At 42.6% G+C, this 20,372-nt stretch carries 14 protein-coding genes; 3 read left to right on the top strand and 11 right to left on the bottom strand.

The window, feature by feature from the left end; all coding sequences use genetic code 11:
• Positions 1-31 precede the first annotated feature (31 nt).
• Complete coding sequence (hpt, locus tag C9J51_RS14620; RefSeq protein ID WP_045037363.1) at positions 32-565, bottom strand: hypoxanthine phosphoribosyltransferase; 534 nt, start codon at positions 563-565, stop codon at positions 32-34.
• A 226-nt stretch (positions 566-791) separates the two neighbouring features.
• Here hpt and C9J51_RS14615 point away from each other — a divergent pair, with 226 nt between their 5' ends.
• Positions 792-1,400, top strand: coding sequence for a TetR/AcrR family transcriptional regulator (locus C9J51_RS14615; RefSeq protein WP_045040548.1), 609 nt, complete (start codon positions 792-794; stop codon positions 1,398-1,400).
• A gap of 52 nt (positions 1,401-1,452) precedes the next feature.
• On the opposite strand, the gene C9J51_RS14610 is transcribed toward C9J51_RS14615, so the two are convergent.
• The 6 genes from C9J51_RS14610 to C9J51_RS14585 form a co-directional block, all read right to left on the bottom strand.
• Positions 1,453-2,490 carry an ABC transporter ATP-binding protein gene (locus tag C9J51_RS14610; RefSeq protein ID WP_045040547.1) on the bottom strand — a complete coding sequence of 346 codons (1,038 nt, stop codon included), beginning with the start codon at positions 2,488-2,490 and terminating at the stop codon, positions 1,453-1,455.
• Positions 2,490-4,118, bottom strand: coding sequence for an ABC transporter permease (locus C9J51_RS14605; RefSeq protein ID WP_045037360.1), 1,629 nt, complete (start codon positions 4,116-4,118; stop codon positions 2,490-2,492). The genes C9J51_RS14610 and C9J51_RS14605 overlap by 1 nt, the downstream gene beginning before the upstream one ends.
• Positions 4,119-4,288: 170 nt before the next feature.
• Entirely contained in the window at positions 4,289-5,302 is a 1,014-nt protein-coding gene (locus C9J51_RS14600; protein ID WP_045037359.1) for a Fe(3+) ABC transporter substrate-binding protein, read from the bottom strand.
• Between the two features lie 176 nt (positions 5,303-5,478).
• Positions 5,479-6,708, bottom strand: coding sequence for an ammonium transporter (locus C9J51_RS14595; RefSeq protein ID WP_045040546.1), 1,230 nt, complete (start codon positions 6,706-6,708; stop codon positions 5,479-5,481).
• 50 nt (positions 6,709-6,758) lie between these two features.
• Positions 6,759-7,097, bottom strand: coding sequence for a P-II family nitrogen regulator (locus C9J51_RS14590; RefSeq protein WP_045037357.1), 339 nt, complete (start codon positions 7,095-7,097; stop codon positions 6,759-6,761).
• Positions 7,098-7,287: 190 nt separating this feature from the next.
• On the bottom strand, positions 7,288-7,656 hold the full coding sequence (locus tag C9J51_RS14585) for a YacL family protein (protein ID WP_045037356.1): 369 nt from the start codon (positions 7,654-7,656) through the stop codon (positions 7,288-7,290).
• A gap of 172 nt (positions 7,657-7,828) precedes the next feature.
• Between C9J51_RS14585 and C9J51_RS14580 the strand changes: the two genes are divergently transcribed.
• Positions 7,829-8,965: a glycerate kinase family protein gene (locus tag C9J51_RS14580; protein ID WP_045040545.1), complete on the top strand. Its 1,137-nt coding sequence runs from the start codon at positions 7,829-7,831 to the stop codon at positions 8,963-8,965.
• A gap of 85 nt (positions 8,966-9,050) precedes the next feature.
• Here C9J51_RS14580 and acnB read toward each other — a convergent pair whose 3' ends face one another.
• Complete coding sequence (gene acnB / locus C9J51_RS14575; protein ID WP_045040544.1) at positions 9,051-11,648, bottom strand: bifunctional aconitate hydratase 2/2-methylisocitrate dehydratase; 2,598 nt, start codon at positions 11,646-11,648, stop codon at positions 9,051-9,053.
• Positions 11,649-12,085: 437 nt separating this feature from the next.
• Between acnB and C9J51_RS14570 the strand changes: the two genes are divergently transcribed.
• On the top strand, positions 12,086-14,005 hold the full coding sequence (locus C9J51_RS14570) for a methyl-accepting chemotaxis protein (RefSeq protein ID WP_045040543.1): 1,920 nt from the start codon (positions 12,086-12,088) through the stop codon (positions 14,003-14,005).
• A 147-nt stretch (positions 14,006-14,152) separates the two neighbouring features.
• On the opposite strand, the gene lpdA is transcribed toward C9J51_RS14570, so the two are convergent.
• From lpdA to aceE, 3 genes are all read right to left on the bottom strand, one after another.
• Positions 14,153-15,583 carry a dihydrolipoyl dehydrogenase gene (gene lpdA, locus C9J51_RS14565; protein ID WP_045037352.1) on the bottom strand — a complete coding sequence of 477 codons (1,431 nt, stop codon included), beginning with the start codon at positions 15,581-15,583 and terminating at the stop codon, positions 14,153-14,155.
• Positions 15,584-15,779: 196 nt separating this feature from the next.
• A complete protein-coding gene (gene aceF, locus C9J51_RS14560; RefSeq protein ID WP_045040542.1) occupies positions 15,780-17,663 on the bottom strand; it encodes a pyruvate dehydrogenase complex dihydrolipoyllysine-residue acetyltransferase in 1,884 nt (627 codons plus the stop codon).
• A 12-nt stretch (positions 17,664-17,675) separates the two neighbouring features.
• Positions 17,676-20,339, bottom strand: coding sequence for a pyruvate dehydrogenase (acetyl-transferring), homodimeric type (gene aceE / locus C9J51_RS14555; RefSeq protein WP_045037350.1), 2,664 nt, complete (start codon positions 20,337-20,339; stop codon positions 17,676-17,678).
• Between the last annotated feature and the right edge of the window lie 33 nt (positions 20,340-20,372).

Here is a 20,372-nt window from a genome sequence, read left to right as displayed (position 1 = left end):
GACCACCTGATAGGCGGTCGCTTTTTTATTTTTATTCTGCGTCTGGAATAACTTTACCAATAAACGGTAAGTGACGGTATTTTTGCGCGTAATCAATACCCACACCAACCACGAACTCATCGGGAATAATAAAGCCATACCAATCAACTTTTACATTCACTTCACGACGATCAGGCTTATCAAGTAGCGTACAGATACTGATTGATTTTGGTTCACGTAGCGATAAAATCTCACACACTTTACTTAGCGTATTACCCGTATCGATAATATCTTCCACCAATAGCACATCTTTGCCTTTGATGTCGTCATCTAAGTCTTTCAAAATACGCACATCACGATTACTTTGCATCGTATTGCCGTAACTTGATGCAGTCATGAAATCCACTTCATGCGGAACCTCAATCGCACGTGCAAGATCTGCCATGAAGACAAATGAGCCACGCAGTAAGCCAACCATTACTAAGTCTGTTGAGTCTTTATAATGTTCCGTGATCTGCTTTCCTAGCTCTTTGATGCGATCCTGAACATCCTGCTCAGAGATCATTACTTCGATAGTGTGCTTCATTTTCTTCTCCATCAACGCGACCGAGTTAGCCGACTAGGGCTATATATCCCAAAGGTCGTTATTGTAGCATTCATTCATGTTAAGCGTTATTTAATCAATAGTGTCCAAAATCCGAAACACTTATTGATAGTTCAGTTTGAATCAACCCAGTTGCTGTTGTAATGTTTATGTATAAAAAATAAACATAAATACAATAAATATAAACAGGGTTAGGGAGTTAATAATTATGGATACGATTACTAAGAAACCACGTACACGTTTATCACCAGAAAAAAGAAAGCAACAACTACTTGATTACTCGATTGAAGTTTTCTCGCGCCGTGGTATTGGTCGCGCGGGTCATGCTGATATCGCTGATATGGCCAATGTGTCAGTGGCCACTGTTTTTAACTATTTTCCGACACGAGAAGCATTGGTTGAACAAGTATTAATGGAAGTTGCTACCCAATTTAATGATCTACTTACTGAATGTATTGGCGCACCAAACAAAACCTTACATGCGCGCTTAACCTGCATTAGCAATAACTTAATTGATACCGTATTAGAACAACAAGATTGGATCAAAGTGTGGTTTGAGTGGAGTACTTCAGTACGTGATGAAATATGGCCACAATTTATTGAAAGCAACAAAAAGAACCTCAAGCAAGTGCAGAAAGCATTCTCTCAAGCTATTGATAATGAAGAAATTAAAACCAATCAAACCCCTGAGAACTTAGCCAAAATGCTACATGGCATGTGTTATGTCATTTACATGCAAGCGAACCAACATCCTGATCAAGATATTTTGCGTGAACAAGCGCAAATTTATCTACAGGTTTTAACTCAGAAAAACTAAATCAATCACTAGTTCAAACACGCAAGGCTTGTATTTACAAGCCTTGAATTATTTATACGCTAGCAAAAATAACCGGTTGATGTGGCACAACACTGACCGTCACGCGCTGACCAACATTTAATAATAAATTAGAATTAATCACTAATTTATGTTCTTCAAATTCAACAATGTAACGACAACTATCCCCCATAAACTGCTGTTCAATAATTACCGCTGTTCCTTTAATATCAGGCACAACAGTCAAGTGCTGTGGGCGTAATAGCCAATCCACATCAGTGGCTACAGCTAATGGTTGCTCGACAATTAATGCTTGTTCACCCAATGGGGTTTGTAGCTGTTGGTTTGCAGTCACAACCGCAGGCAAATAAGATCCAACACCTAAAAATTCTGCCACAAAACGACTACTGGGTTGATAGTAAAGCTCGGTTGCTGTGCCAAATTGCTCAATCACACCGTGGTTCATTACCGCCATTTTATCGGCAAAGGCAAACGCTTCTTCACGGCTGTGAGTCACAAAAATAGCGGTCACACCTTGGTCTTTAAATATTTGGCGAATATCACGAATCAAACTATGGCGTACTTGAGTGTCAATATTAGAAAACGGTTCATCCAATAAGATTAAATCAGGCTCATTCGCCAATGCACGTGCAATCGCAACCCGTTGTTGTTGGCCGCCAGATAATTGGTGCGGATAACGATCATTTAATTCCGTTAAATGAACTAGCGCTAACATCTGCTTAATCTTGGCAGTTACCCGTGGTTTATCCCAATGGCGTAAACCAAACGCAATATTTTCAGCCACCGTTAAATGTGGAAATAAAGCGTAATCTTGAAATATCATCCCAATATTACGTTGCTCTGGCGGCAAGCATAATGAGTGATCCACAATAGTCCGATCATTAATCGCGATAGTGCCTTGCGTCAGCGGTAACAATCCAGCAACCGCTTTGAGTAACGTGGTTTTGCCACAGCCACTCGCGCCAAGCAAACACACAATTTCACCCCGTTCTACCGCTAACGACAAATCTTGTAAGATTGGCTGTCCATGGTAACAACAACTAAGATCAGCGACGGATAATGCATGTTTCATTAATGTTTTTGCTCCAAAGAACGATTAACCATCACCAGCGGGATTAGGCCCACAATAACTAATAAAATGGCCGGTAATGCAGCGACTTCTAACTGTTCATCAGAAGCAAAATTAAATACATAAGTGGCTAAGGTTTCAAAATTAAACGGCCGTAACAATATTGCGGCATTGAGTTCTTTCATTGATTCAATAAACACCAATAAGCCTGCAATTAAACAACCACGACGGATCAACGGTAAATGTACTTTACGTAACATAGCCGTCGATGCATAACCCATGGTTTTTGCGGCCATATCCAATGACGGCGGAATTTTCACTAAACTACTTTCAACACTACCAATCGCTACCGCAGCAAACCGCACTACAAATGCAAAGATAATCGCAAACATAGACCCTGAAAAAATAAGTCCTGGGCGTCCAAGATCTAAACTGCGCGCAATATCATTCACTAAATGATCGGCGCTAGTTAAAGGGATCATCACCCCAATCGCTAATACTGTTCCCGGTACGGCATAACCTAATGACGCTAATCGCATTGGCACCGTACTGATATTACGCCCATCTAAACGCTGATAAAAATTGACCATCAACGCGAGACTAACCGCAATCACCGCTGCCGCCAATGACACCATTAAACTATTAAAACTGTAGGTCTTAAATTGCTCAGTCCAACTTTGAGCAAAATAATCAATTGCGTAATAGCCCAATTGCAGCATTGGTAAAATAAACGCACACCCAACTAAACCCCAACACCAACCCACTGCAAGCCACTTTTTCCAACCGCTTAGTTGATATTTGGTATGACTATCATTACCGCATTGCTGCTGAAACATTTTTTGTTTACGACGACTAAAACGCTCACTGCTGATCAATAAAAAAATCACCATCAACATGATTGCAGAAATTTTAGCGGCAGCATTGAGATTAGAATAACCAAGCCACGTATCGTAAACCGCTGTCGTTAAGGTATTTAAGGCGAAATAACTCACGGTACCAAAATCACCCAAGGCTTCCATCGCCACTAATGACACCCCAACAGCAATCGCAGGGCGCGCTAACGGTAATGAAATTCGACGAAAACTTTGCCATGGCGAACAACCTAATAACCGCGCCGATTGCAGCAGATTATTACTTTGTTCCATAAAGGTCGCGCGGACTAATAAATACACATACGGATATAACACTAACGCTAAAACAAAACATGCGCCCCATAATGAGCGTAAGTCAGGAAACCAGTAATCGCTAACATGTTGCCAGCCAAAAAAGTTACGTAACCCAATTTGAATCGGTCCGGCGTAATCAAACCAATGAGTATAAAGATAACCAACGATATAGCCGGGCATTGCGAGGGGTAAAATCAGTGCCCATTGCAGTATTTTTTCGCCTGGTAAACGGCACATTGCCATTAACCACGCACTAGGAAGCCCAAAAACTAGGGTTAATAATACCGTACCAACCACCAGCCCCAGGGTATTTAGGGCATAGGTCGACATCACGGTATTCATCAAGTGTGAGAACACCTGATCAGAATTACCCATGGCGGTAATGAATATAGCAATAATAGGCAACACTAACAGCGAGCCTAACAACCAACTGCTAATTCGCCAAAATAAAAATTTTTCTTTCATTTTCTACTACTTAGTACGTTTTACAATATATTTAAGTCCGCAATATCAGACCACTTTATCAGTAAATTTATTCACTGAAAGTAAGCATGAGAAGCTACCACAACTTATTGAAAAAGAGACTAAATTAAACTGATAAATGGGGCTTATTGCCCCATTTATTTTGTAACTAATTACAGATCAAATTTTACTTCATCAAGTAATTTAATCGCAGCTTGATGATATTGTGCCACTTGATCAAGTGATACATCATCAGCTTTAAATTCGCCCCATGATGCGACTAATGCTGAGCGCTTAACGTCAGCTTTAACCGGGTATTCATAATTCACTTCAGCATACATTTGTTGTGCTGTAGTCGCGGTTAAAAATTCCATTAACTTAAGCGCGTTATCTTTATTTGGCGCATATTTTGCCATTGCCATACCGCTGACGTTAACGTGAGTACCGTTACCTTGTTGGCCGGGGAAATTAATCTCAACCGCTTCTGCCCATGCTTTTTGGTTGGGATCATTGACCATTTTGCCGAGGTAGTAACTATTACCAATCGCGATATCACATAAGCCTTCTTTCACCGCTTGTACTTGACCGCGATCGTTACCTTGCGGCTTACGGGCTAAGTTAGCTTTAACACCTTCAAGCCATGTCTTCGTTGCCGCTTCACCATTATGGGCAATCATCGCTGAAACGAGTGAAACGTTATATGGGTGCTTACCTGAACGCGTACAAAGTTTTCCTTTCCACTCAGGTTTAGCTAAATCACTGTAATCAAAAGATGCTGGTAATTTACCAACCCGATCTTTTGATGAATAAACATTACGAGAACGCAGTGTTAGTGCAAACCACTCATCTTCATTATCACGAAATTGTGCTGGAATATTAGTATCAATGACTTTGCTATCAACTGGCTGTACTAACTTCTTATCAGACAGCTCAACCAAACGGCTAATATCTGTCGTCAACACTACATCAGCAGGGCTATATTCACCTTCTTGTTGTAGTTTTTCAGCAATGCCTTCTTTAGCAAACTTAACGTTAACCTTAATGCCCGTCTCTTTGGTGAACTCATTAAACATTGGCTCAACAAGAAAAGGTTGGCGGTATGAATAGACATTGACTTCTTCAGCCGCTGTCGCGATTTGAGGTGCGGTCAAACCGAAGAAAACAGCGGTAGCTAAAAGTTTTTTCATTGCTAAATCCCTTAATGCAAAATGTAATGATAATGTTTCTCAATTAGATTGATAAAGGATTATACGTTTTTCACATTCGAACACAATCGAGCTGTAACACTTCATTACAAAAAAACGCCACCGCAAGCGATGACGTTTTTTTACACTTTAATAGCACTTAAATGCAGTTATTATTGCTATTTTACACTGACAAATTCAGGATAAGCATCAACACCACAATCATGTGAATCCATCCCTTCTAGCTCTTCATCTTCCGTTACACGAATACCGATAGTGAATTTCAAAATACCCCACACGACTAAGCTCGCACCAAACACCCAACCAAAAATAACCGCGGCACCAAATAACTGAGTTAGAAAGGCGGCATCTGGATTACTTAACGGCACCATCATTAAGCCAAACAAACCACACACACCATGGACAGAAATCGCACCAACAGGATCATCAACTTTCACTTTATCAAACCCAATAATACTGAATACGACTAATGCACCAGCAACACTACCAATCGCAACCGCAGCTAATGGTGACGGTGATAATGGATCCGCAGTAATCGCAACTAATCCCGCTAAAGCGCCGTTAAGAATCATAGTAAGATCAGCTTTACCCCATAGTATTTTACACACAGCAAGCGCAATAATCGCACCCGCAGCAGCGGCAGCATTGGTGTTTAAGAATATTTGACCAACAGCGGTCGCATTCTCAAAATCTGACAACATTAATTGTGAGCCACCATTAAACCCAAACCAACCAAACCATAAAATAAATGTACCGACAGTAGCTAAAGGCATATTTGAACCGGGAATCGGGTGTACCTCACCATTTTTACCGTATTTACCTTTTCGAGCGCCAAGCAGTAATACCCCCGCTAATGCCGCGGCAGCACCCGCCATATGAACGATACCAGAACCTGCAAAATCACTAAAACCTGCTTCTGAAAGGAAACCACCGCCCCATGTCCAATAACCTTCAATCGGATAAATAAGGCCGGTTAATACCACTGAAAATAATAAAAATGACCACAACTTCATACGCTCAGCAACCGCACCGGATACCACTGACATTGCGGTAGCAACAAAGACGACCTGAAAAAAGAAATCGGATTCTAAAGAGTGATCTGCGCCTTCAGCTTGAGTACCAATTAACGCGCCAAACGAGGGTAACCACCCGCCGCCGCTGTTATCGACATACATAATGTTATAGCCGACTAATAAAAAAGTGGTACACGAAATAGCGTATAAACAAAAGTTCTTGGTGAGTATTTCAGTGGTATTTTTTGAGCGCACTAAACCTGCTTCTAACATGGCAAAACCCGCTGCCATCCACATTACTAGTGCACCAGAAATCAAAAAGAAAAATGTATCGAGTGCATAACGTAGTTCAATTACTGTCGTTGATAATTCCATGGTAATTTTCCCTTATACCTGATATTTATGATCCTGCTTCCATGCTGCGACTAAAGTGCTTCCCTGTCTACTTCTCCTGTTCGAATACGTACCGCATGTTCAAGATCGTATACAAATATTTTGCCATCACCGATTTTTCCAGTTTGCGCAGCCTTACTGATAGCATCGACAATATCATCTAAATTTTCGGCTTGAGTGGCGATTTCTAATTTCACTTTAGGTAGAAAATCAACTTGATATTCCGCGCCACGATAAAGTTCGGTATGCCCTTTTTGACGTCCAAATCCTTTTACTTCGGTTATCGTCATCCCTTCCACACCGACAATCGCTAATGCTTCACGCACGTCATCTAATTTAAAGGGTTTAATAATCGCGTTAATTATTTTCATGATTTACTCCTCACTCTCACACTATTCCCCAAGATAATTAAACAACAAACAATCATCATGCCAACTATTTAACATACTGTTTAATAAGAAAATTAAAAAACAAACCTTTAAAAACGAAAAAAGGCCGCACCATAGAGGTGCAGCCTTTTCACTATCATGTAGCACTTAATGGCTATTAATAACTAACCAATTAAAAACGGATCACAAATGCTCGCCAAGCTTCTAATGCTTGTGCTAAATCTTCAAAACCACACACCGACATACTTTCTTCATCATAAAAATGCAGATCTTCTTCAAAATCTTCATCTTCTTCTGAAAATAAACAGTTCGCTTGAACTAAAGCTTCATTATCTTGCAAGCATAACGTCAGTTCTTCACCCATTAATCGCCATTCTTTAGTACTATTTTTCAATGCACTAATTTGGCCAATTATCATATCTATTTTGTCGACATCCTTGCCTAACTCGTCAATGATCCAACGGCCTAACACTTCGTGGCCCATTGAAAAAATGGCATGATAACTACCGTCCAAGGTATTTTTTTTAAATTCGTAATCCATACCTTTAGTACCCCATATCAGATCATCTTAGTGGTTAACTGCTACACTGCCAGCAGAATGCGCTTGGCGCCCATTGTCAGGATCTATCATTAAAATGCAACTCATCTCTAGTAACTAAATAGTTATATCCCTTTTAATCCACTGACTCTCAATATTAAGCGGCTGATTGATTATGAAAATTATTATTGCTCCTGACTCATACAAAGAAAGCCTGACCGCAATGGAAGTGGCAACCGCGATTGAGGCAGGTTTTCGCCAAGTAATGCCAACGGCTGAATACATTAAATTACCAATGGCTGATGGCGGTGAAGGCACGGTGCAATCATTGGTTGATGCCAGCAACGGCAGCATTATTGAGCATCAAGTTACCGGTCCTTTAGGTGAGCAAGTACCCGCATTTTTCGGCATTATGGGCGATGATAAAACGGCGGTTATTGAAATGGCAGCGGCATCGGGCTTGCACCTTGTTAGCCCTAATTTGCGCAATCCAATGCTCACGACGAGTTATGGTACTGGCGAATTGATTCTAGCGGCACTGGATCACGGGGTTGACCATATTATTGTTGGTATCGGTGGCAGTGCGACCAATGACGGCGGTATTGGTATGGCACAAGCACTTGGGGTTCAACTACTGGATAACAAGGGTCAAGCACTTGGTTTTGGCGGCCAAGCATTAGCACAATTGGCTAGCATCGATATCACAACGGTCGATCCTCGTCTTGCCCACATAAAATTAGACGTCGCCTGTGATGTTGATAATCCCCTTTGCGGTAAAAAAGGTGCATCACATATTTTTGGTCCTCAAAAAGGGGCAACACCAGCAATGGTTGCCGAGCTTGATCAGCACCTCGATCATTATGCCGCTATTATAAAACGTGATTTAGCTATCGATGTTAAGGATATGGCAGGAGCTGGTGCGGCGGGCGGTATGGGTGCGGCTCTGTTAGGTTTATTTAATGCCCAATTACGCTCTGGGATCGAGATTGTGATCGACGCCGTTCACTTAGGCGACATTATTAAAGATGCAGATCTGGTAATCACTGGTGAAGGCCGCATTGATAGCCAAACCATTCATGGTAAAACACCAATTGGGGTCGCACGTACCGCTAAAAAATACCATAAACCCGTGATTGGTATTGCGGGTTGTTTAAGCCAAGATTGTGGCGTGGTTTATGATCATGGTATCGATGCAGTCTTTAGTGTTGTGCCCGCTGCGATGAGTCTTGAACACGCTTTTAACAATGCGGCTGTTAATGTCGAACTAACCGCTCGAAATATCGCGGCTATATATTATTTAGGTCGTAAATAAAAAGCACCAATAAAAACGCCGCGAATAGTCGCGGCGTTTTTTATATCTTCTTTATGGCTTATTTTTATATCACCAATAACATAGATTAAACAGCTTGCTGAATAATCACTTCATCGGCTTTATTAGTGTAATCAGCCATACGATCAAAATTCAAATAACGGTAAGTATCAGCCGCTGTTGCATCAATCTGTTTAGCATAAGTTAGGTATTCTTCCATGGTTGGAATCCGCCCTAGAATTGCCCCCACCGCTGCTAATTCCGCAGAAGATAAATACACGTTAGCGCCATTTCCTAAACGGTTAGGGAAATTACGTGTCGAGGTCGACATTACCGTCGAATTATCTTTTACTCGTGCTTGGTTACCCATACACAAAGAACATCCAGGGGTTTCAATACGCGCCCCAGCACGACCAAAGATACCGTAATAACCTTCTTCAGTAAGTTGGTCTTTATCCATCTTGGTCGGTGGTGCAATCCATAATCGAGTCTCTAATTGACCGCCAAATTTCTCAAGTAACTTACCCGCAGCACGGAAATGACCAATGTTAGTCATGCACGATCCAATAAACACTTCATCAATCGCAGTGCCTGCAACCTCAGACAATAAACGCGCATCATCAGGATCATTTGGCGCACATAAAATAGGCTCTTTAATATCTGCCAGATCAATTTCGATCACATGCGCATATTCCGCGTCTTTATCTGCGGTCATTAATTCAGGATTCGCTAGCCACGCTTGCATCGCCGTCACACGACGTTCAATGGTACGACGATCACCATAACCTTCAGCGATCATCCACTTCAACATCACGATATTTGAGTTTAGATATTCAGTGATCGACTCTGGCGACAGTTTGACGGTACAACCCGCAGCACTACGCTCAGCTGATGCGTCAGAAAGCTCAAACGCTTGTTCAACCGATAAATGCTCAACCCCTTCAATCTCAAGTACACGGCCTGAGAATTCATTGATCTTGCCCGATTTTTCAACCGTTAATAGTCCTTGTTGAATCGCAAAATAAGGGATCGCATGAACCAAATCACGCAGGGTGATCCCTTGTTGCATCTCACCTTTAAAGCGCACCAAAATAGATTCAGGCATATCGAGCGGCATTACCCCTGTCGCAGCAGCAAATGCCACTAAACCAGAACCCGCGGGGAATGAAATACCTAATGGGAAACGGGTATGAGAATCGCCACCCGTACCGACGGTATCTGGCAATAACATTCGGTTAAGCCATGAGTGGATCACACCATCTTTAGGACGTAACGCCACCCCACCACGATTCATAATAAAATCAGGTAATGTATGGTGAGTATTAACATCAATCGGTTTTGGATATGCCGAAGTGTGACAGAAAGACTGCATCGTAAGATCTGCCGAGAAACCTAAACACGCTAAGTCTTTCAGTTCATCACGGGTCATTGGGCCGGTAGTATCTTGCGAACCGACAGTGGTCATTTTAGGCTCACAATATGTATCAGGACGAACCCCCTCAACACCACATGCTTTACCGACCATCTTTTGCGCTAAGGTATAACCTTTGCCGCTGTCTTTAATTTCAACCGGACGGCGGAATACATCAGAAGCTGGTAAGTCTAACGCCTGACGAGCACGATCTGTTAAGCCACGACCAATGATCAATGGAATACGACCACCAGCGCGGACTTCATCAATCAAGACCTCAGTTTTTAACTTAAAGGTTGAGACAATGTCATCACTATCATGACGACAAACTTGACCTTTAAATGGATAAACATCAATCACATCACCCATTGCCAGCTTCGTAACATCAACTTCAATCGGTAAGGCGCCAGCATCTTCCATAGTATTAAAGAAGATCGGTGCAATCTTACCGCCAAGCACATAGCCCCCCGCACGTTTATTAGGAACATAAGCAATATCATCCCCCATAAACCATAACACTGAGTTTGTGGCTGATTTACGTGAAGATCCCGTGCCGACCACATCACCGACATACACTAATTGATGACCTTGTTGTTTAAGGGCGTCAATTTGCGTAATCGGACCAATAGTGCCTGCTTGATCAGGGGTGATCCCTTCGCGCGCAATCTTTAACATCGCTAATGCGTGCAACGGAATATCAGGGCGTGACCATGCATCTGGCGCTGGTGATAAGTCATCAGTATTGGTTTCACCACTGACTTTAAATACGGTAAGAGTGATTTTTTCAGCAAGGGCTGGCTTTGATAAGAACCACTCGGCATCCGCCCACGATTGCATGACTTGCTGAGCAAAAGTATTGCCCGCTTTGGCTTTTTGCTCAACATCATAAAATGAGTCAAACATCAGTAATGTATGAGAAAGCGCAGTAACAGCAATAGGCGCAAGTTCCGCATCATCAAGTAATGATACTAATGGCTCAATATTATAACCGCCTTGCATCGTACCTAATAACTGTGCCGCTTTAGCTTTAGTGACCAGTGGTGATTGTGCTTCGCCCGTAGTGATTGCAGCTAAAAATCCCGCCTTTACATAAGCGGCTTCATCAACACCGGGTGGAATACGATTTTCTAATAGATCCAGTAGTACCGCGTCCTCACCTTGCGGTGGGTTTTTTAATAACTCAATTAGAGCGGCAACCTGTTCAGCATTTAGCGGCTGGGCAACAACCCCCTCGGCCGCACGTTCTTCGACGTGTTTACGGTAGGCTTCAAGCACGACATATTCCTCTTATATTGGCTCGACGATAACGTCGAACATCCTTGGAAGTTGAATGATCTCTCACTGATCAGTTATTGCGGTTTAATCTATACCAGACATCTTAACGGTTAATTAGAGATCAAAACTGTTAAATACCATAGCATTTTTAACGTAAAATTAAAATAAATCGATGTTTTACAACATTTGACTATTGGCTACATTCTTTCGCGATAACACGTAAAGTGCCTCTAAATATTGATAACGCATAACGTCACTGTCACAGGATTAAGTTGAACTTTATTCGCTTATTTTTAACAATTTCGCGATCAAATAGCATAAATCGTTAAAGTTTTATCACAAATAAGCCGATACATGAGCTGATATTTTCATTTCATCGACCAGCATAATGTAACAGCGCATGGTCAGTTCATTTGCTCATAAATATAAGCCGCTTTATGAATTACAAACATTTAAGTATCAAATCAAAACTGATCATCGCAATCACCATCGCAGTACTCGCGTCCACAACATTGGTTAGTGTGCTTAGCCAAAGCCAAGTCCGCGCTGCCATTACCAGCCGAATCTTAACCTTAGAATTGCCCTCAATCTTGCTTCAAATTCGCAATAACGTCGAAAAAGAAGTCACCCAGTTACAATCAGCCGCAGAGCAATTAGCCACTAATAGTTACGTTATCGACAGCGTGTTAGCCACCAAAGCACCTCACGAAAAAACACGTTTAGTCAAAGAATTACGCAATATACAACATCAATACCAGTTATTAGATGTCTCTATCGCTAACCGTAATAATGGCGATTATTGGAACCAAAATGGTTTTCTGCGCCAGTTAACACCACAACAAGATCAATGGTTTTTTGATGCGATCAAAAATAACCAAAGCCGTAGTTTAAGCATCTTTCGAGAAAAGACAGGTGAGGTAAAACTGTTTGTTAATTATCAACAAATTAATGGTGATACATTAGCAGGGTTATCTAAATCCCTCGATGAAATGGCACGTTTTATTAGCCAATTTAAAATTGAACAAACCGGTTTTGTCTATTTAGTCGATAGTAAAGGCACGATTAAGATCCACCGTGATAACGACAAAATGCAGGGACAAAATTCAATCACAACCCTGTTTGATTCAACCATTACCTCAGCCTTATTAAACAAACAAAGCTTTAGTGTGGTAGAAACAAAAAATAACAACGAAGATGTCTTTTTAGCAGCAAGTTATATTCCGGCGATGGATTGGTATGTGATTGGCGAGCTACCTAAAAAAGAAGCTTTTGCCGCTTTAACGACTATTCGTAATCAGGTTATTTTCTTTACTGCCATTATTGCCGCTATTTTTATTGTTATCGCTATTTTTCTTGCCAGCAGCATTACCCGTCCAATTCAAAATCTAGCAAAAATATTCAAACAATTAGGTGAAAGTGATGGTGATTTAAGCCACCGTTTAACCGTCAAGGGTAATGATGAAATCGCACAATTATCATCAGGATTTAATGGCTTTATAAGCAAGATCCACCATTCAGTCATCGACGTAGCAGAAACAGGAAATTCCCTTCGCCAAGCGGCAGAATCTGTTGCCTCTCAAGCTCAGCTAACCCTTGATAATAGCCATAGCCAACGCGACAGAACATTATTGGTTGTTACGGCAATTAATGAAATGGGAGCAACGGTCAATGAAATCGCCAGTAATGCAGCCTTAGCCGCCGAATCAACCCAGCAAGCAGAACAACAAACTCATGATGGTCAACAAGTGGTGAGTGAAGCGAGAAATACCATTAATCAACTGTCATCAGATATTGGTCAAGTCAGTGATGTGATTGATTCATTAGCCAATAATACTCAATCTATTGGCAGTATTTTAGATGTGATTAGAGGGATTTCAGATCAAACAAATCTGCTAGCATTGAATGCAGCCATTGAAGCGGCACGAGCAGGAGAACAAGGTCGAGGCTTTGCAGTTGTGGCTGATGAAGTACGTAATCTTGCGAGTCGAACGGCAACTTCGACGGATGAAATTCAAACGATGATTAACCGCTTACAGCAAGAAGCCTCTAATGCAGTTACGGCAATAGAGCAAAGCCGTCAGTTATCAGACAATGGCGTCTCAGCATCAGATCAAGCTTCTACTGCATTAATCTCAATTGCAGATCGTATTAGCTTAATTGCCGATATGAATACTCAGGTCGCGACCGCTACCGAAGAACAATCGATCGTGGTACGAGACATTAATTGCAATATTGAAGAGATCAATGAAACCACCCAATTAACCGCAGAAACAGCAGCGCAACTGGCAGATTCTAGCCAATCATTGCGTCAACTTTCACAGCGTTTAGATGATATGGTGGGCACATTTAAATTGTAATTATAACCACTTGATGGCTATCAGTTCTCGTGACGGTAGCTAGCAAAGCTATATTGAACAAATGAATAAAGTGATAATTAATAAAACTATCGCTAATAAAAAAGCGCCATCAGGCGCTTTTTTTATTCACAGAGCATTAAGCGAGAATTACTTGTTACGCTTTACTGCTTTTGCATTTGGCAGGTCAGTGATTGAACCTTCAAATACTTCTGCTGCAAGACCAATTGATTCATGCAATGTTGGGTGAGCGTGAATAGTTAATGCGATATCTTCCGCATCACAACCCATCTCGATCGCTAGACCAATTTCACCTAACAATTCACCACCGTTAGTACCCACGATAGCACCACCGATAACGCGGTGAGTGTCTTTATCGAAGATCATCTTCGTCATACCATCAGCACAATCAGATGCAATAGCACGGCCAGATGCAGCCCATGGGAATGTTGAAACTTCGTAGTTAATACCTTCAGCTTTCGCTTCTTTCTCAGTCTTACCTACCCACGCAACTTCTGGCTCAGTGTAGGCAATTGAAGGAATAACTTTAGGATCGAAGTAGTGCTTCTTGCCTGAAATAACTTCAGCGGCTACGTGACCTTCATGCACACCTTTGTGAGCAAGCATAGGTTGACCAACAACGTCACCAATCGCATGAATGTGAGCAACGTTAGTACGCATTTGTTTATCAACGTGAATAAAGCCACGCTCATCAACATTGATACCTGCTTTCTCAGCATCGATTAGTTGACCGTTTGGTACACGACCGATAGCCACTAACACTGCATCATAACGTGTAGGCTCAGCGGGTGCTTTTTTACCTTCCATTGATACGTAGATACCGTCTTCTTTCGCTTCAACTGCTGTCACTTTCGTTTCAAGCATTAGGTTGAATTTCTTAGAAATACGCTTAGTGAAAACTTTAATGATATCTTTATCAGCTGCTGGAATAACTTGATCGAACATCTCAACAACGTCGACATCAGAACCTAGCGCGTGGTAAACCGTACCCATTTCAAGACCAATGATACCGCCGCCCATAATCAGTAACTTTTCAGGTACTTCTTTAAGCTCTAGCGCATCAGTTGAATCCCAAATACGTGGGTCTTCATGTGGAATGAAAGGCAGTTTAATTGGGCGTGAACCCGCAGCGATAATTGCATTGTCAAAAGTAACAGTCGTTTGACCATCAACACCTTCAACAACAATTGAATTAGGGCCAGTAAATTTACCGTAACCGTTAACCACGTTAACTTTACGCATCTTAGCCATTCCGCCAAGACCGCCAGTAAGTTGGGTAATTACTTTATCTTTCCATAGACGGATTTTATTGATATCGGTTTGTGGCTCACCGAAAATCACGCCATGTTCAGCCATCGCTTTTGCTTCTTCGATCACTTTCGCTACGTGAAGCAGAGCTTTTGATGGAATACAGCCGACGTTAAGACATACGCCGCCTAGAGTATTGTATTTTTCGATTAGAACCGTATCTAGACCTAAGTCTGCACAACGGAATGCCGCAGAATAACCAGCAGGGCCTGAACCCAACACCACTACCTGGGCTTTAATTTCTTTGCTCATCATGACCTCGTTGTAAGTCTTTTATCCCTAACAGGCTATCAGCTATGCTGTACTTTTTAATGCTAAATTCACTGTCAAATTGAGTAACAAGTTTACAGACCTGTTAACAACATGAAAAATAAATTACCGCAGCCTGTGAGCTAAACAACAATTCCATGCCTACAAACGGTAGGCATGGCGTTGTGGATGTGAAACCTTATAGTACCAAACGACGGATGTCAGATAGACAACCATTTAAGTAAGTAATGAAACGTGCACCTTCAGCACCATCAATCACACGGTGATCGTATGACAATGACAATGGAAGTTGTAGACGCGGTTCAAACTCTTTACCGTTCCATACTGGCTTCATTTCAGACTTAGATACACCAAGGATACCTACTTCTGGTGCATTCACGATTGGTGTGAACGCAGTACCACCTAAGCCACCTAGGCTTGAGATAGTGAAACAGCCACCTTGCATATCAGATGCCGTTAGCTTACCAGCACGTGCTTTCTTAGAGATAGTCATTAGCTCTTCAGATAGCTCGTAAATACCTTTCTTGTTCACGTCTTTAAATACAGGAACAACCAAGCCATTCGGCGTATCTACCGCGATGCCGATGTTGATGTATTTCTTCAAAATCAAGCTCGCGCCATCATCAGATAGTGAAGAGTTAAATGAAGGGAACGCTTCCAGTGCTTTTGCTACCGCTTTAAGAATGAACACAAGTGGCGTGATTTTCATGCCAGTGTCTTTCTTCGCTTCGATCGCGTTTTGATCTTTACGGAATGCTTCAAGCTCAGTGATATCGGCATTATCCCACTGTGTAACGTGTGGAATCATTACCCAGTTACGGTGCAGGTTAGCGCCAGAAATCTTCTTAATGCGAGAAAGCGGCTTAACTTCTGTGTCACCAAACTTGCTGAAGTCAATCTTCGGCCAAGGTAGTAGACCCAACGCTGCGCCATCGCCTTTACCTGAAGCCGATGCTGCTGCACCAGATTCAAGACGCTTAAGTGCATCTTTAACGAAGCTTTGAACGTCTTCTTTCAGTACGCGGTTCTTACGGCCAGTACCTTTAACTTTCGCAAGGTTAACGCCAAACTCACGTGCTAGACGACGAACAACCGGTGATGCATGTGCATAATCGTTGTTTTCTTCAAAGTCGCCAGTCGTTGCCGCAGGTGTTGATGCAACAGGTGCTGCCACTGGAGCAGGAGCCGCTGCTTGCGCAGGTGCTGCAACCGCTACCGCAACAGGTGCTGCGCCAACAACGTCAAAGATCATGATCAATGAACCAGTAGAAACCTTGTCGCCAGTCGCGATTTTGATTTCTTTGATAGTACCTGCAAACGGTGCAGGAACTTCCATTGATGCTTTGTCGCCTTCAACAGTAATTAAAGATTGCTCTTCTTCTACTGTATCGCCAACTGCAACCATGATTTCAGTCACTTCAACTTCGTCACCGCCGATATCAGGCACGTGAACTTCTTTTGCTGCTGCAACAGCGGGCGCTGCCGCTACTGGTGCTGCTACTGCAACTGGAGCCGCTACTGCGCCAGAGCCTGCAACTTCAAAGATCATCACAAGTGAGCCAGTTGAAACTTTATCGCCCGTTGCAATTTTGATTTCTTTTAGCACACCAGCGAACGGTGCAGGTACTTCCATTGACGCTTTATCGCCTTCAACAGTAAGTAGTGACTGCTCTTCTTCGATGCTGTCGCCGATAGCAACCATGATTTCAGTTACTTCAACTTCATCACCGCCGATGTCAGGCACGTGCACTTCTTTAAGTTCTGCTGTCGCTGCTGCAACAGGCGCGGCAACAGGTGCTGCTTCTGCTACAGGGGCAGCAACCGCTGCGCCTTCAGCTTCAAAGATCATGATCAATGAACCAGTCGATACTGTGTCACCAACAACGATTTTAATTTCTTTCACAATACCCGCTTGAGAAGCCGGTACTTCCATTGAGGCTTTATCGCCTTCAACAGTGATCAGTGATTGTTCTTCTTCAACCTTGTCGCCAACGCTAACAAGAATCTCAGTTACTTCAACCTCATCTGCACCGATATCAGGTACATTAATTTCGATTGTCATTATATTTGCCTCTTACGCGTATAGCGGGTTGATCTTGTCTGCGTCAATGTTGAATTTAGCGATTGCATCTGCAACAACTGAATTCTCAATGTCACCACGTTTTGCCAATTCAGAAAGTGCTGCAATAACAACGTAGCCAGCATTAACTTCAAAGTGACGACGTAGGTTAGCGCGGCTGTCTGAACGACCGAAGCCATCAGTACCCAGTACTTTAAATGACTCAGAAGGCATGAACGCGCGAACTTGTTCTGCGTAGTTCTTCATGTAGTCAGTCGCAGCGATTGCAGGCTCAGAACCCATAACCGTTGTGATGTAAGGTACTTTCTGCTCAGCTTGTGGGTGCAGCATGTTGTAACGCTCAACATCTTGACCATCGCGGGTCAATTCGTTGAATGACGTTACAGAATAAACGTCAGATGCAACACCGTAATCATCACTAAGAATTTGAGCCGCAGCACGGACCTCATTCATGATAGTACCAGAGCTCATTAACTGAACCTTGTTGCTACCAGCGTAAGATTCTAACTTGTAGATACCTTTACGAATGCCTTCTTCAGCGCCTTCTGGCATGCCAGGCATCGCGTAGTTTTCATTCATTACTGTTAGGTAGTAATAAATGTTCTCTTGGTTCTCACCGTACATGCGACGAATACCGTCTTGCATGATAACCGCTAGCTCGTAAGCAAACGTTGGATCATAAGAGACACAGTTTGGCACTGTATTAGCCATGATGTGTGAATGACCATCTTCGTGTTGAAGACCTTCACCGTTCAAGGTTGTACGACCCGCAGTAGCACCTAATAGGAAGCCACGAGCTTGTTGGTCACCCGCCATCCACGCCATGTCGCCAACACGTTGGAAGCCGAACATTGAGTAGTAAATGTAGAACGGAATCATTGGTAGGTTGTTAGTGCTGTATGATGTTGCAGCAGCAACCCAAGATGCCATTGAACCTAATTCGTTGATACCTTCTTGCAGTACCTGACCTGAGTTTGCTTCTTTGTAGTAAGAAACAACGCCACGGTCTTCAGGGGTGTAAGTTTGACCCGCTGGGTTGTAGATACCCACTTGACGGAACAGACCTTCCATACCAAAAGTACGCGCTTCATCACAAATGATTGGTACGATGTTTTTACCAATATTCTTATCTTTCAATAGAATATTTAGCGTACGCACGTAAGCCATTGTGGTAGAAATTTCACGCTTTTGCTCAACCAATAAAGAGGTAAACTCTTCAAGCTCAGGCACTTTAAATTCTTGAGTAAACTTAGGGCTACGCTTAGGTGTGTAACCTAGTAATGCCTCACGACGAGCGTGTAAGTAGTTAAACTCAGCAGAGCCTTTTTCAAGCTCTAGATAAGGCAATGATTTAATTGCTTCATCAGAAATAAGATCTTGTAGACCTAAACGATCACGTAGGTATTGAACATGGGTCATGTCCATTTTCTTCACACCGTGAGCGATGTTTTTACCTTCCGCTGCATCACCCATGCCGTAACCTTTAACAGTTTTAGCAAGAATAACAGTCGGTTTACCTTGAGTGTCTTTCGCATTCGTAAATGCCGCAAATAGTTTCGATGAATCGTGACCACCACGTTTCAGATCAAAGATTTGCTCATCTGTCATGTCAGCAACCAGTGCCGCAGTCTCAGGGTATTTACCAAAGAAGTTCTCACGTACGTAAGCGCCATCTTTAGATTTAAATGTCTGGTAATCACCATCGACAGTTTCGTTCATTAACTGAAGTAACTTACCGGTAGTGTCTTTTGCTAGTAGTGAATCCCAGTTGTTACCCCAGATCACTTTAACCACATTCCAGCCAGCGCCTTTAAATAGGCCTTCTAGCTCTTGAATGATCTTACCGTTACCCATAACCGGGCCATCAAGGCGCTGTAGGTTACAGTTGATAAGGAAACATAGGTTATCTAGCTTCTCACGCGCAGCGAAAGAGATCGCACCGCGTGATTCTGGCTCATCCATCTCGCCATCACCTAGGAACGCGTAAACACGTTGCGCTGAAGTGTCTTTAAGACCACGGCCATTTAGATATTTAAGGAAACGCGCTTGGTAGATCGCAGAGATAGGACCTAGACCCATAGATACCGTTGGGAACTGCCAGAATTCAGGCATTAACTTAGGGTGTGGGTATGAAGGAATACCTTTGCCATCAACTTCTTGACGGAAGTTATCAAGCTGATCTGCTGTTAAGCGGCCTTCAACGAAAGCACGAGAGTAGATCCCTGGAGAGATGTGACCTTGGTAATAAACCAAATCGCCGCCATCAACGTCATTAGGTGCGCGGAAGAAGTGGTTAAAACATACTTCGTAGAAAGCAGAAGCAGACTGGTAAGACGCCATGTGGCCGCCTAGGTCTAAATCTTTCTTCGAGGCACGCAATACGATCATGATCGCGTTCCAACGGATGATAGAACGGATACGACGCTCTAGCGTAGTATCACCTGGGTACGCAGGTTCTTGCGCCGCAGGAATCGTATTAATGTAATTAGTGTTGATGCCTGTTGCCATATCAACACCATCTAAACGTGCTTTATCCAATACTTGCTCTAGTAAGTACTGTGCGCGTTCAACACCTTCTTCACGGACTACTGATTCAAGAGCTTCTAACCAATCTTGAGTTTCCAGTACATCCACGTCACTCTTCATGACTTCAGACATGCGATCTATCCTTTCGTTATAATCAACTAAACT

Origin of the sequence: Photobacterium iliopiscarium (genome assembly GCF_003026395.1) — a bacterium.
Classification (GTDB): Bacteria; Pseudomonadota; Gammaproteobacteria; order Enterobacterales; family Vibrionaceae; genus Photobacterium; species Photobacterium iliopiscarium.
Note: the sequence above shows the minus strand (reverse complement) of the source record. Positions and strands in the feature narration are given on the sequence as shown.